Consider the following 12,801-nt stretch of genomic DNA (forward strand, 5'->3'; position numbering starts at 1 on the left):
AGGGGGTGTGGAGAACCTGTGGATTATTTCGGGACACTGCGACATCACTGCTGATACGAGCAGTACAACTCGTCACCGTCGGTGTGGACAGGAAGTCGTTCGGCGTGTCGCGCGAGGTTACCGCGCCGGGCGTGTTGGCTTTCGGCCATATTTTCGCGGCGTTAAGGGCGGGTTAAGAGGATCGCTCTGCCGCCCGCCGAAATAGTTCGCCAGCCAGCCCCCGTGCCGCGTCAGAGGCGCCCGGAGAAACGCGCGCCCGGCGCCCCAAGACCGGCGGCGGCCGAACCGTGGCCGCCGCCGAAAGGGAGCAAAAGCTACGTCGTCAACTACCCGCGACGACCTCGAGCGCGAGCTCGACGTCGACCTCCGGGTGCAAGTGCACCGAGACCCGATGAGAGCCGAGCGCCTTGATGTGCGCTTTGGGCAACCGGACGACGCGCTTGTCGAGGTTTGGCCCCCCGGCCTTCTTGATGGCCGCGACGATGTCGCCGGCGGTCACCGAGCCGAACAGCTTGCCCGTATCGCCTGCGGCCTTCACCGGCAGCGTGACCGCGCCCAGCGCGTCGATCGCCGATTTGATCTCGTTGGCGTGCTCGAGGTCGCGCACCGTCTTGGTTTCGCGGGCGCGCCGAATCTCGTCGGCCTGTTTCTGCGCGCCGCGCGAGGCCAGGATCGCGAGGCCGCGCGGAAGTAGGAAGTTGCGGCCGTAGCCGTCCTTCACTTCGACCGCGTCGCCGACGGTCCCGAGGTGGTCGACGTCGGCCGTCAGAATCAGCTTCATCGTTTACATACTCTCCGTAGGGGTTCGGCGACTAACGCGCCGACGAGGTGAAGGGCAGCAGGGCGACCTCGCGTGCGTTCTTCACCGCAGTCGCGATGTCGCGCTGGTGTTGCACGCAGTTGCCCGTTACCCGGCGCGCCCGGATCTTGCCGCGCTCACTGATATAGGTGCGCAGCAGCGCGGTGTCCTTGTAGTCGATCGCTTGCTCTTTCTTCGCGCAAAAGACGCATTTGCGCGCCTTGACCGGCTTTTCCGGAGCCGGGCGCCGTTTGTTGGACTTGGCCATCTTCGTCTTTCTTTCCGTTTACTGCTGGTCTGAAGTTTGTGGGTCAGAACGGTGGTTCGTCGTCGCCGCCGCCGAAGGACCCCGAGGCCGGGGCGCTGCCCCACGGGTCGTCCCCGGATGTTCCCCCGCCGCTCGGCTGCGCGGCCGGCGCCTGGCGAGAACCCCCGCCGCCTCCGCCGAAGCCGCCGCCCCCGCCGCCGCTGCGGCTGGCCTTGTTGACCTTGGCGGTGGCGTACCGGAGCGAGGGTCCGATCTCGTCGACCTCGACCTCGACGACGGTGCGCTTCTCGCCCTCGCGGGTCTCGAACGAACGCTGCTTGAGCCGCCCGGTCACGATCACCCGGGCGCCGCGCGTGAGGCTTTCCGCGACGTTCTCGGCGGCCTCGCGCCAGATGTTGCACCGCAGGAACAGGGCCTCGCCGTCCTTCCATTCCCCGCTCTGCCGGTCATAGATCCGCGGCGTCGAGGCCACGGTGAAGTTCGCCACCGCGGCACCCGACGGAGTGAACCGCAGTTCGGGGTCGGCCGTCAGGTTGCCGACGACGGTGATATTGGTGTCACCAGCCACAGTTTCCTCCTCGTTGCTGCCTGCTCCGCGCCGCGGGAAGCGGGATCGTCATGGGCATGTCCTCGCTGAGCCTACGCAGGTCGCACGACACTCGGCAGTCAGTGCTTGTCGGTGCGCATCACCTTGGTGCGCAGCACGGACTCGTTGAGGCTCAGCTGGCGGTCGAGTTCGGACACCGTCGCCGGCTCGGCCTTGAGGTCGATGACGACGTAGATGCCCTCGGCGTGCTTGGCGATCTCGTAGGCCAAGCGGCGCTTCCCCCAGATGTCGACATTCTCGACGGTCCCGCCGTCCTTGCGGACGACGTTGAGGAACGTCTCCAGGGACGGAGCCACGGTGCGTTCGTCGAGCGTGGGGTCAAGAATGACCATGATTTCGTATGGACGCATGGAAACCTCACCACCTCCTCTGGTCTCAAGCGGCCACGGTCGGTCCGTGGCAGGAGGGTCGCCTGCGTCGGCAACCGCATCAGGGTACCGGACGCGGCGCCGTGCCGGGAAATTCGAGCACCTACGGGCGGGCTTGCAGGTATTCGTTGGCCCTGGCCAAGGTGGCCTCGCCGGCCTTGGCCAGGGCGCCCGCGTCGAACGGCGGCTGTGGGTCGTACTCGATGAGCAGCTGCGCGGCTTGGGCGGCCTGGCGATCGACGAGCAGCTCGACCAACCGCAACGCCATGTCGATGCCGCTGGACACGCCCGCGGCGGTGATGATGCGCTGCGGCAGGTGCTCGACGACGCGAGTCGGGACGTAGCGCGCGCCCAGGTCGTTGAGGACCTCCGCGGCCCTCCAGTGGGTCGTGGCGGTGAGCCCGTCGAGCAGCCCCGCAGCGGCCAGCAACAGCGCCCCGGTGCACACCGAGGTGGTGAACGCGGTGGTGGGATGCACCGACCGCAGCCAGCCGCCGATGGCGCCACCTCCATCGTCACGGATCAGCTCGCGGGTTCCGATGCCGCCGGGGACCACCACCACGTCGGGGGCGTCGACGTCGTCGAAGGTGGCGTCGCAGGCGAGGCCGAGCATCCCGTTCTCGGTGCGCATCTCGTCCCGGCGGCTGCCCACGAACACGACGTCGATCGACGGAATGCGTTGCAGCACTTCGTAGGGGCCGACGGCGTCCAGCGCGGTGAACCGCGGGAACAGCGGGATCGCGACCAGTGTCATGCGTGCGCCGCTTCCGCCTCGGCCTTCTCGCCGGTTTCGGGCCCCGGTGCGGCCGGGTGACGCAGCCCGGGCGGGCGCAGCCGGGCGGGCAGCCACGCGGGCGGGGCGTCAAAGGCGCGGTCGAAGGGGCCACCCGCCGGATCGTCCACGCGCCCGCCCCAGCGCACCACGTCGTCCTCGGGCCGATAGATCTGGCGTAGCACCAGCGCGCACAGCGCCGCGACCGCGATGTCGCGCAGCAACACCGTGGTGGTGAAGAACTGCTCGGGCAGCCCCCGGTTCGGATTGCCGTACAGGTAGTACATTCGCGGCACCCACACGAGTGCGTCAATCGTCATCCAGGCCAACAGGATTCGACGATGTGGCAACGCCAGCACCGCCAGGGGCACCAGCCACAACGAGAACTGCGGACTCCAGACCTTGTTGGTCAGCAGGAAGGCAGCCACCACCAGGAACACCACCTGCGCCACCCGTGGCCGGCGCGGGGCGGTAAGCGCGACGTACGCGATCGCCGCACAGCACAACGCGAAGGACACCGCGACGACCGTGTTCAACACCGTCGGCGGTTGCCAAAAGCCCAGCCGCGGATCGAAACCGCGCCACCCGGTGAACGACTTCACCACGGCGTACAGCGAGTCCATGTCGTCGCCGCGGCGGGTGTTCAGCCGAAAGAATTCCGACCACCCCCGCGGGAAGAGCACCAGCACCGGCAGGTTCACCGCCAACCACGTCGCCGCGGCCGTCGCCGCGGTGCGCGCAAGGGCTCGAAGGCGCCCGGTCCGGATGCCCAACACCAGCATCGGGCCCAAAAACAGCAGCGGATAGAGCTTTGCCGCGGCGCCCAGCCCGATCAGCACGCCCGCCAATACCGGTTTTCGCCGGGCCCACGCCAACAGGCCCCCCATCGCGAAAGCCGTTGCCAGCGCGTCGAAGTTGGTGAATATCTGGAAGATTATTACGGGGGAGGCGGCCACCAGGGCGGCATCCCAGATGCGCCGGCCCGACAGGCCCGCGGTCGCCCAGACGGTCGCCAGCCAGGCGAACGCCAGCCCGAACGCCGCGACGTCGAAGAACACCACCACCTCGGCGACCACCGGCAGCGGGGCGACCTTGCTCAGCGCGGTGTAGGTCTTGGCCACCGCCATCGACGCGTACTGATACAGGCCGGTGAGCACCGGATACTCCATGTATCGCACCGCAGGCTTGCCGTCGTAGCGGGTCTGTGGGGCGCCGCCGACGTCGGTCTCGATCCAGCTGGATTTATACGGAAACTTCCCCTGGCTCAACAGTTCCGCGCCGTAGAGGGGCACCGTGTCGGAGTAGCACAACTCGTAGTAGGCGCGTTGGTTCTGCCAATTGGCCACCCGTTGATCGCCCGGCCCGGTGCCGCTGCTCTGCAGGCACGCCGCCTTGGTCGACCAGCCGAGCGCCAGAAACACCAGCGCGAGCGCGAACATGACGCGCACCGGCGTCATCAGCCGGGTCCGGCCGATGAGCGCATGCCGGCCCACCGGCCCCCCGGCGACATCCGCCAGTGCCGCGCCGAAAAAGTCGGTGCGGCTGGGGCAATCGCGGTTGTCGGCGCTGCGCCGGTCATGCGCCAAGGGCGCCGGTGAGATCCGTGAGATGGGGGCGCTCTGTTGCCGAGCGCCGGTCACGGCGGAGGCGGGGGCGCTTGCGGGCCGCCCGGCGGCACGCCGGGTGGCAGCGGCGCACCCGGTTCGGTCCCGCCCGGTGGGACGCCGCCGGGTTGAAGTCCGCCGGGTGGCGGCGGCGCATTGGTGACGGTCGTGGGCGGGCCGACCGGGATGGTGATGCCCGGCGCCACCTCGATCGTGGGCTGAATGACGGTCACCGACGGCTGCGGGGGCGGCGGCGGTGGCGCGGGCACGCCCGCGTAGCCGCCGATCTCGGTGGGCTTGGGGAAGCTTTCGTTGGAGGTGCCCTTCAGCGCGCCATCCATGGTCGACTTCCAGATGTCCGACGGCAGCCCGGCCCCGTAAACCGGTCCGCCCGAGGCGGTTACGAGTGGTTGGTCGCCTTTCGCGGTACCCACCCAGACGGCCGTGGACAGCGCCGGCGTGTACCCGACCATCCAGGCGTCCTTGTTGGAGTTGGTGTCACCCAGCTGGGTGGTGCCGGTCTTGGCCGCCGACGGCCTGCCACCGGCCAATGCGTGGCCGCGTGAGTAGCTGGCGATCGGTTCCATGGCCGCGGTGACGTTGTCGGCGACGGCCTTGGGGATCCGCTGCTCGCCGCTGTTGTCCGACGTGCTCGCGTCGAAGAGGACGTGGCCTTCGGAATTGACGACCTTCTGCACGAAGTGGGGCCGGTGATAAACACCCGAGGCGGCCAGCGTCGCGTACGCCGAAGCCATATCGATCACTCGGGTCTGATACTGCCCCAGCACAATTCCGTTGTTCGGCGGTCCGCCCTTGCCGTCCTCGGACAGCGTGTGCTCCACACCGGGAAAGCTGGTCGCGATGCCGGCCTGGTGCGCCGCGTCCGCGACCGCCACCGGCCCGCCCTTCAGCTTGAGCATCAACCGGTAGTAGGAGGTGTTCAGCGACTGCTTGAGCGCCTGGGCGATGTTGCAGGTGCCGCAGCTCTCACCCTCGACGTTGGTGATCTTGATGCCATCGACGGTCAGCGGCGAGCTGTCAACCTGGTACCCCAGCCCGATCCCCTGCTCGAGCGCGGCGACGAGGGCGAACACCTTGAACGACGAACCGGTCTGCAGGCCGGCCTGCGCGAAGTCGAAACCGTTGGCGTCCGTGCCGCCGTAGTAGGCCCGAATCGAGCCGTCGTGCGGGTCGATCGACACCACCGCGGACCGCATGTCCGGGTCTTGCCCGTCGAGGTACTTCGATACCGCCTTCTCGGCGGCCTGCTGGGCCTTCGGGTCGATCGTCGTGGTGACCTGCAGCCCCTGGGTGTTCAGCGTCTGCTCGTCGATGTTGAAGAGCTCCATGAGCTCCTTGGTCACCTGGCGCTCGATCAGGCCGTTGGGACCGGTGGTCTGGGTCTGCGCGCGGGCCTGGTCGGGCGGCACGGTCACCGGAAACACCTGAGCGGCGCGGTCACTCGGCGACAGCGACTTGGTTTCCACCATTCCGTCGAGGACCCAGTCCCAACGGGCCCTGGCGCCCCGCGGGTCGACGGCCGGGTCCAGCGTGGACGGCCGGCGAATCAGCGCGGCCAGCAGCGCTCCCTCCGAAACGGTGAGCTGCTCCACCGGTTTGTCGAAATACGCCTTGGCGGCCGCCGAGATCCCGTACGCCCCCCGGCCGAAGTAGATGATGTTCAGATACGCCTGCAAGACATCGTCTTTGGACCACTCCCCCGACATCTTGGTGGCGATGACCAACTCCTTGGCCTTCCGCATCAGGCCGCTGAGCCCGTGTTGCGCCGAACCGACCAGCGCGTTCTTCACGTACTGCTGGGTGATCGTCGAGCCGCCCTGCAGGTCACCGCCGCCGAAGAGGTTGTTGTTCACCGCGCGCGCGAACCCGCTGAACGAGAAGCCCGGGTTGGTGTAGAAATTGCGGTCCTCGGCCGCGATCACCGCCTGGCGCACATGCACGGGAACCTGGTTGATGTTGACATCGACCCGATTGCCTTCGGGCGGAACGATTTTGGCGATCTCCGAACCGTCGCTGGCCAAAATCGTCGACACCTGGTTGGTGCGGATGTCGCCCGGCCTGGGGACGTCGACGATGAAATACGCCATGGCAAAGGTGACGATCGGCAACAAGACCAGCGCCGCCGCGGTGAGGTAGGCCGCGCGTCGCACCCACAACCAGTTGATCTGCTGGGTCCAGGTCCAGTCGACCCCCCGTCGGGGGGTACCACCGCCCGGTACGCCCGGCCCACCCGGCGGCGGGGGCGGGGGCCCGCCAGGTGGGCGGCGCTCGCGCAGCGGCCCGTCGCGTCGCGGTGACGTCGCCCGTCCGTCCAGTGCCGCCTTGACCTCCTCGAGCGCGTCGCGGTGCGGCGGCGCCGACGCGGGACTGTCCAATGCCGCCTTGACCTCGTCGATGGGATCGGGCCGCCGCGGCGAACGGTCCTCGGCGACCGGCGGCAGGATCGTCGTCAGCCGGTCGTCGGGGGGAACGGGGCGCCGGGCGCCCCGGGGCGAGTCCCGCCGGGCCGGGCGGTCGGCATCGTCCGGTCGGTCGGCGCTGGTGTGCTTGCCCACGCGCTCAGTCGCTGATCCGTTCAGGTCGGCGGGCGACTGGTCGCGGCGCTCGTCGCTACTCAATGGCCGTGCGGGCGTCGTCGCGCGCCGCCCGCGTGGTCGTGCGCCTGCCCCGGGGAGGAGGTGCCGTGCGCACCGCGCCCATCACGTACGACTTCACGAGGTGGTTCCAGCTGCAGGTCCGGCACACCTCCACTACGTGGACGGAAAACTCCTCGAAGCGGGTCGCCAACATCACCAGCTCTTCGGCCGTGCGCGCCGAGCCCGACACCGCGCCCAGGTGGTCGCCGAACACCCACGAGACCAGCGTCAGCTGCTCCTTGCGGCAAATCGGGCACATCACCTGGCTTTGTTTCCCATGAAACTTCGCGGCACGCAGCAGATACGGGTTGGCGTCACACACATCGGACACGCCCGTTCGGCCCGAGTACACCTCGGCCAGCAGGGAGCGCCGCCGAAGCGCGTAGTCCACCACTTGTCGCTGCAGTCGCACCCTGACCAGAGTACGTGGCTGTTCGCACCACCGATACGCAACCGAGGCCGTTGCGGGCGCATCGGTCGTGACCTTCTGTGCCCGGCAGCCGCCGGACTTCTACGATCATCGGCGTGGCGAAATTGCTCGGGACAGCGTTGCGTATCGGGGCGACAACGGCGACCCGCGCCAAGGACAAGGACCGGCAAGACACCTGCCGGATTCTCGACGGCGCACTCAACGACGGTGAGCTCTCCGAGCAAGAGCACCGGGAACGGGTCAGCGCCGCGACCAGCGCGGTGACCCTGGGCGACTTGCAGACCTTGGTGGAGGATCTGCAGACCGACAGCGCGCTCCTGCAGGAGCCGGCCGGCGCACGGACGCCGCGGCTGCCGAGGGTGCCGAAGCTCGGCGGCTTGGGTGTCGTCGCCGCCGCGTTGGCGGGGTCGGTCCTGCTGGGCGTCGCCATCGGCTGGGGTCTGTACGGCAACACCCGCTCGCCGCTGGATTTCACGACCGACCCCGGAGCCAAGCCCGACGGGGTCGCCCCGGTGGTCCTGACCCCGCCCACCCAGCTGCACTCGGTCGGCGGGCTCGCGGGCCTGATGGAGCAAGCGCGCAAGAGGTTCGGTAACACCATCGGCTTCCGGCTGGTGATCTACCCGACCTACGCCGTGCTCGACCGGCCTGACCCGTCCGACGATCGCCGCGTCCTGGCCTACACCTACCGCGGCGGCTGGGACGACCCGACGAGCTCGGCCAAGAGCTCCGCCGACGGCCCGGTCCCCGTCGACCTCGGCAAGTTCGACATCGCCACGACCGTGGGCATCCTGCGCGGCGCTCCCGAGAGCCTCCACATGAAGCCGTCCGACGTCAAAAGCACCTACCTGGTGATCGAGCCCGCGACCGACCCCACCACCCCGGGGGCCCTGTCACTGTCGGCGTACGTCTCGAGTGACTACGGGGGCGGCTACATCCTCTTCGCCGGCGACGGCACCGTCAAACGGATCAGTCCGCCGTAGCGCCTGGTCGGGGGGCAGTTCCGCCGGCAGTCCCGTCGGCGAATGGCGGACCAACGCCCGGTGGTGTTGTGACGAATATATCGAAACGATACGATGACGCGAGGCGTCGAACCGCTAATAAGCAAGTCAGCAACCAGGCCGAGTCATTCCAAGGGGGTGTATCGATTGCTGGAGCTCGCCATCCTGGGCCTCCTGATCGAATCGCCCATGCACGGCTACGAGCTGCGCAAACGGTTGACCGGTCTGCTCGGGGCGTTCCGCGCGTTCTCGTACGGGTCGCTGTACCCGGCCCTGCGGCGGATGCAGGCCGAAGGGCTGATCGCCGAGGATGCCGCGCCGGCGGGCACCCCCGTACGGCGAGCGCGTCGCGTTTACCAGCTCACCGACGCCGGGCGCCGGCGCTTCGCCGAGCTGGTGGCCGACACCGGGCCGCACAACTACACCGACGACGGGTTCGGCGTCCACCTGGCCTTCTTCAACCGCACGCCGGCGGAGGCGCGGATGCGCATCCTGGAAGGCCGCCGGCGTCAGGTCGAGGAGCGCCGCGAAGGCCTTCGGGAAGCGGTGGCGCGGGCGAGCAGTTCGTTCGACCGCTACACCCGCCAACTGCATCAGCTCGGGCTCGAGTCCAGCGAGCGCGAGGTCAAGTGGCTCAACGAGCTCATCGCCGCGGAGCGCGCGATGCCCGGCCTTTCCGAACAGACGTGAAACCCCTGCACGAATCAGCACGAGAACACCCAAGCCCAGAAGTTGTGAAGTTAGGAGAACGCCCTATGAGTGACCACCAGCCGTTAGGGGCGCCGGAGGCGCAGTCGGAGGTACGAGTCGCCATCGTCGGTGTCGGTAACTGCGCGTCCTCGCTGGTTCAGGGCGTGCAGTACTACCAGGACGCGGACCCGAACAGCACCGTGCCGGGCCTGATGCACGTGAAATTCGGCCAGTACCACGTCCGCGACGTGAAGTTCGTCGCCGCGTTCGACGTCGACGCCAAGAAGGTCGGGTTCGACCTGTCGGAGGCGATCTTCGCGTCGGAGAACAACACCATCAAGATCGCCGACGTGCCCCCCACCGACGTGGTGGTGCAGCGCGGCCCGACGCTCGACGGCATCGGCAAGTACTACGCCGACACCATCGAGGTGTCCGACGCCGAGCCCGTCGACGTGGTCAAGGTGCTCAAGGACGCGCGGGTCGACGTGCTGGTCTCCTACCTGCCGGTGGGCTCCGAGGAGGCCGACAAGTTCTACGCCCAGTGCGCCATCGACGCGGGCGTGGCGTTCGTCAACGCGTTGCCGGTGTTCATCGCGTCGGACCCGGCGTGGGCCAAGAAGTTCGCCGACGCGGGCGTGCCGATCGTCGGTGACGACATCAAGAGCCAGATCGGCGCGACGATCACCCACCGCGTGATGGCCAAGCTGTTCGAGGACCGCGGCGTGCAGCTGGACCGCACCATGCAGCTCAACGTCGGCGGCAACATGGACTTCCTCAACATGCTCGAGCGCGAGCGGCTCGAGTCGAAGAAGATCTCCAAGACCCAGGCCGTCACCTCGAACCTGCAGCGCGAGTTCAAGACCAAGGACGTGCACATCGGCCCGTCGGACCACGTCGGCTGGCTCGACGACCGCAAGTGGGCCTACGTCCGGCTGGAGGGCCGCGCGTTCGGTGACGTGCCGCTGAACCTGGAGTACAAGCTCGAGGTGTGGGACTCCCCGAACTCGGCCGGCGTCATCATCGACGCCGTGCGCGCCGCGAAGATCGCCAAGGACCGCGGCATCGGCGGACCGGTGGTACCCGCCTCGGCCTACCTGATGAAGAGCCCGCCGAAGCAGCTGCCCGACGACATCGCGCGCACCCAGCTCGAAGAGTTCATCATCTCGGGCTAACGCCCTTTGACCGCCAGCGTCGAGTCGTTGCGGCGAACCGCCGTCGAGGCGCCCAACGACTCGACGTTCGGCCGGGCTTGACGGTGCAATAGGCGATTCGTCGACACGGCGCTGTGCGGGTGCTTAGCATCACTCACGATGACCGTTCAACCCGCGGCGTTCCTGCGAACGACCCTCCCGCTCGACCTTTCGCAACTGGCGGAGCTCGACAGCGGCCGCTACCACTCGATCTGGCTTCCCGATCACATGGTCAGCTTCTGGCCGGATTCCATCTGGACGCCGGAGTTCACCGACCTCGCCACCGCGTCGCCGTCGCCGCATCGCCACCTCGACGGGCTGGCGGTGGCGGCGGCCGCCGCGGTCCTCACCGCAAACGTTCCGCTTGTCAGCGCCGTCGTCGACACCGTCCGGCGGCACCCCAGCATGCTCGCGCAGACCGCACTCACCATCGACCACCTGGCCAAGGGACGGTTCGTTCTCGGCCTGGGCAGCGGCGAGAGCGAGAACACCCTGCCCTACGGGTTCGACTTCTCGCGCCCGGTCAGCCGGTTCGAAGAAGCGCTGGCGGTGATCCGGCTGCTCTGGGAAAGCGACGGCCCCGTCGACTTCGAGGGGCGGTTCTACTCGCTGCACCACGCCCGGTTGGACACCGAGCCGTACGCGGGGACCCCACCACCGATCTGGATCGGCGCCAGCGGCCCGCGGATGCTCGAGCTCACCGGTCGCCACGCCGACGGGTGGTGGCCCGCCGGCGCATGGTCCCCCGAGCATTACGCCGAGATGCTCGCCACCGTGCGCTCGTCCGCCGAACGCGCCGGCCGGGATCCCCTGGCGATCACGCCGTGTTTCATCCAGGTGTGTTTGCTCGGCGAGAGCGAAGACGCCCTGGCCGAGATCCTGCGGGCACCGCTGGTCAAGGCGTTCCTGCTGCAGGTGTCGGCCGAAACGTTGCGCGGCTTGGGATTCGAACATCCCATGGGCGACGGGTGGCGCGGGTTCCAGGACATCGACCCGGCGGTGCTGAACCGCGAGCGGATCATCACCTTCCTGAACGACACGCGTCCCGAAATGCTGCTCGCCGTCGTGCCGCACGGGACCCCGAGGCAGGTGGCCAAGATCATCAAGACCTACGTCGACTCCGGTCTTCGGGTACCCAAGATCCTCGACTACGGCGCCATGGCGGGCCTCGACTACGCCGCCTCGTCGGCGGCGAATGTGCGTGCGGCCGAGGACGAATTGCTGCGACTCTGTGGACAACCGGCATGAGCGCGCGACTGGACGCGTCGGAGATGCTGCGGGCCGCCGAGGCCGAAACCGGATTGCACGACTACGGCGACCCCACCTTGCCGCAGCGCTTCGCCGCCGCCGTCGAGCACCTCAACGCCCTCGGCATGGACGCCGACGGCGGGGAACGGGCCGCGCAGGTATGCCGGTGGCTGCTGACGTCCCGGCTGGAGTTCATCGAGGACCGCAACCGCTACCCGATCGGTGACGAAGTGATCGATGCGCCGATGTTCGTCACCGGCGAACCGCGTTCGGGCACAACGCTCATGCACGCGCTGATGTCGGTGGATCCGCACGCTCGGGCGCTGCGCTTCTGGGAGGTGATGTATCCCTCGCCGCCGCCGGGACTCGCAACGCCCGACGACGATCGCCGCCAGCGGGCCGACGCGGACTGGCGCGAGATCAACGCCAAGATGCCCAAGTGGCTGCACAGCCACCCCTACAACGACATGCTCGGCGACGGCCTGCCCGAAGACGAACGCACCTGGGCGTTCGACTTCCGGGTCATGACCCCGACGGCGTGGTGGCGGGTGCCTATGCAGTCGCTGGTCGGTGGCCTGCCCACCGATGCGGCGGCACAGTATCGGCTGCACAAGGCCATGCTGCAGCAGCTGCAATACCGCCGGCCGCGAAAATACTGGGTATTGAAGGGCTTTCACGGGTTTCGACTCCGGGAAATGTTCGACGCCTACCCCGACGCCACCATGGTCTGGCTGCACCGCGACCCGGTGCAGGTCGCCGCGTCGCGCACCATGATGATGGCCGACATCGCCGAAGGGATGGTCGGTCCCGTCGACCTGCACGCCCTGGCGAAGATGCATCTGGAATTGACGCGCGCCGGCGTCGCCAACACCATGAGCAATCCCCTGGTTGACGACCCGCGCATCCTGCACGTCCGCTACACCGACTTCATCGCCGACCAGGTGGGGACGGTGCAACGCTATTACGCCTTCGCCGGCCGCCGGGTCGCACCGGAAGCCGAGTCGGCGATGCGCGACTACCTGGCCAACAATCGCGGCGACCGCTACGGCAAGTTCACCTACTCCACCCAACTGCTGGTCGACATCGGCGAAGACCTCGATGCTCTGCACGCCGAATTCCGGCCCTTCCGTGAGCGATTCGGCGTCCCGATCGAGAACCGCGGCTGAC

Annotated in this window: 13 protein-coding genes; 5 read left to right on the plus strand and 8 right to left on the minus strand. The window is 68.2% G+C overall.

All coding sequences use genetic code 11. The features are described 5' to 3' along the window. Positions 1-322: 322 nt before the first annotated feature. The 8 genes from rplI to BST11_RS02530 form a co-directional block, all read right to left on the minus strand. Complete coding sequence (rplI, locus tag BST11_RS02495; protein WP_083136425.1) at positions 323-781, minus strand: 50S ribosomal protein L9; 459 nt, start codon at positions 779-781, stop codon at positions 323-325. Between the two features lie 31 nt (positions 782-812). Further along, a complete protein-coding gene (gene rpsR, locus BST11_RS02500) occupies positions 813-1,067 on the minus strand; it encodes a 30S ribosomal protein S18 (RefSeq protein ID WP_068236173.1) in 255 nt (84 codons plus the stop codon). Positions 1,068-1,110: 43 nt separating this feature from the next. Further along, on the minus strand, positions 1,111-1,635 hold the full coding sequence (locus tag BST11_RS02505; protein WP_067317476.1) for a single-stranded DNA-binding protein: 525 nt from the start codon (positions 1,633-1,635) through the stop codon (positions 1,111-1,113). 98 nt (positions 1,636-1,733) lie between these two features. Continuing rightward, positions 1,734-2,024, minus strand: a complete 291-nt coding sequence (gene rpsF, locus BST11_RS02510; protein WP_083136426.1) for a 30S ribosomal protein S6 — start codon at positions 2,022-2,024, stop codon at positions 1,734-1,736. Positions 2,025-2,145: 121 nt separating this feature from the next. Continuing rightward, complete coding sequence (locus tag BST11_RS02515) at positions 2,146-2,796, minus strand: DJ-1/PfpI family protein (protein ID WP_083136427.1); 651 nt, start codon at positions 2,794-2,796, stop codon at positions 2,146-2,148. Next, positions 2,793-4,454, minus strand: coding sequence for a glycosyltransferase family 87 protein (locus BST11_RS02520; RefSeq protein WP_083136428.1), 1,662 nt, complete (start codon positions 4,452-4,454; stop codon positions 2,793-2,795). The genes BST11_RS02515 and BST11_RS02520 overlap by 4 nt, the downstream gene beginning before the upstream one ends. Next, positions 4,451-6,994, minus strand: a complete 2,544-nt coding sequence (locus BST11_RS02525) for a transglycosylase domain-containing protein (RefSeq protein WP_083136429.1) — start codon at positions 6,992-6,994, stop codon at positions 4,451-4,453. The genes BST11_RS02520 and BST11_RS02525 overlap by 4 nt, the downstream gene beginning before the upstream one ends. 55 nt (positions 6,995-7,049) lie before the next feature. Further along, positions 7,050-7,487 (minus strand): DUF5318 family protein, encoded by a 438-nt coding sequence (locus BST11_RS02530; protein WP_067317463.1) that lies wholly within the window; start codon positions 7,485-7,487, stop codon positions 7,050-7,052. Between the two features lie 113 nt (positions 7,488-7,600). On the opposite strand from BST11_RS02530, the gene BST11_RS02535 reads away from it, so the two are divergent. The 5 genes from BST11_RS02535 to BST11_RS02555 all read left to right on the plus strand — a co-directional run bounded on the left by BST11_RS02535 (position 7,601) and on the right by BST11_RS02555 (position 12,800). Next, positions 7,601-8,488 carry a DUF1707 SHOCT-like domain-containing protein gene (locus BST11_RS02535; RefSeq protein WP_083136430.1) on the plus strand — a complete coding sequence of 296 codons (888 nt, stop codon included), beginning with the start codon at positions 7,601-7,603 and terminating at the stop codon, positions 8,486-8,488. Positions 8,489-8,653: 165 nt separating this feature from the next. Further along, positions 8,654-9,196 carry a PadR family transcriptional regulator gene (locus BST11_RS02540; protein ID WP_067317880.1) on the plus strand — a complete coding sequence of 181 codons (543 nt, stop codon included), beginning with the start codon at positions 8,654-8,656 and terminating at the stop codon, positions 9,194-9,196. A gap of 65 nt (positions 9,197-9,261) precedes the next feature. Then, complete coding sequence (locus BST11_RS02545) at positions 9,262-10,368, plus strand: inositol-3-phosphate synthase (RefSeq protein ID WP_083136431.1); 1,107 nt, start codon at positions 9,262-9,264, stop codon at positions 10,366-10,368. A gap of 138 nt (positions 10,369-10,506) precedes the next feature. After that, positions 10,507-11,634 (plus strand): LLM class flavin-dependent oxidoreductase, encoded by a 1,128-nt coding sequence (locus BST11_RS02550; RefSeq protein WP_083136432.1) that lies wholly within the window; start codon positions 10,507-10,509, stop codon positions 11,632-11,634. Beyond that, complete coding sequence (locus BST11_RS02555) at positions 11,631-12,800, plus strand: sulfotransferase family protein (protein WP_083136433.1); 1,170 nt, start codon at positions 11,631-11,633, stop codon at positions 12,798-12,800. Before BST11_RS02550 ends, BST11_RS02555 begins: the two co-directional genes overlap by 4 nt. Position 12,801: the final 1 nt, after the last annotated feature.

Origin of the sequence: Mycobacterium alsense (genome assembly GCF_002086635.1) — a bacterium.
Classification (GTDB): Bacteria; Actinomycetota; Actinomycetes; order Mycobacteriales; family Mycobacteriaceae; genus Mycobacterium; species Mycobacterium alsense.

Coding starts and splice junctions, on each gene's coding strand:
- BST11_RS02545 (WP_083136431.1), top strand. CDS start 9,262: ATGAGTGACCACCAGCCGTTAGGGGCGCCGGAGGCGCAGTCGGAGGTA.
- BST11_RS02550 (WP_083136432.1), top strand. CDS start 10,507: ATGACCGTTCAACCCGCGGCGTTCCTGCGAACGACCCTCCCGCTCGAC.
- BST11_RS02515 (WP_083136427.1), bottom strand. CDS start 2,796: ATGACACTGGTCGCGATCCCGCTGTTCCCGCGGTTCACCGCGCTGGAC.
- rplI (WP_083136425.1), bottom strand. CDS start 781: ATGAAGCTGATTCTGACGGCCGACGTCGACCACCTCGGGACCGTCGGC.
- rpsF (WP_083136426.1), bottom strand. CDS start 2,024: ATGCGTCCATACGAAATCATGGTCATTCTTGACCCCACGCTCGACGAA.
- BST11_RS02555 (WP_083136433.1), top strand. CDS start 11,631: ATGAGCGCGCGACTGGACGCGTCGGAGATGCTGCGGGCCGCCGAGGCC.
- rpsR (WP_068236173.1), bottom strand. CDS start 1,067: ATGGCCAAGTCCAACAAACGGCGCCCGGCTCCGGAAAAGCCGGTCAAG.